Source organism: Vibrio sp. 2130-1 (genome assembly GCF_033339515.1).
On the sequence record NZ_JAWOUT010000459.1, the window covers coordinates 1 to 607 of the forward strand.

Annotated in this window: 1 protein-coding gene; it reads left to right on the forward strand. The window is 44.5% G+C overall.

The window, feature by feature from the left end; genetic code table 11:
• The coding region (locus R7Q09_RS26835; protein WP_318144033.1) for a sugar phosphate nucleotidyltransferase at nucleotides 1–607 on the forward strand (607 nt) is incomplete at both ends.

Sequence of the window (607 nt, forward strand, 5' to 3'; positions counted from 1 at the left end):
CGTTGTTGTGTTATCTGGTGACCATATTTATCGTATGGATTACGCAGCGATGCTTGAGGAACATAAAGAGAAAGGGGCAAAACTGACCGTCGCTTGTATGGATGTTCCAGTAAAGGACGCCTCTGCTTTCGGAGTAATGGGAATCGCTGAAAACGGACTGGTTAAGTCTTTTGTCGAGAAGCCTGAAAACCCACCTACTCTTCCAGACGATAAAACCAAGAGCCTTGCATCAATGGGGATCTACATCTTTGATATGGATGTGCTCAAAGAAGCGCTGACCGAAGATGCGAAACTGGAAACGTCTAGCCATGACTTTGGCAACGACATTATTCCAAAATTGATCGACACCGAATCGGTTTACGCTTACAAGTTTTGTGGCAGCAAAGGTCGTGTCGATAAAGATTGTTACTGGCGTGATGTCGGGACAATTGACTCCTTCTATGAAGCAAATATGGATTTATTGGAACCAGTACCTCCGATGAACCTTTATCAATCTAACTGGGCTATCCGCACTTACGAACCTCAATTTCCACCAGCGAGAACCGTCTCTTCTGCAACAGGAAACGAAGGTATTTTCATCAACTCGATCATAGCTACCGGTGTTATA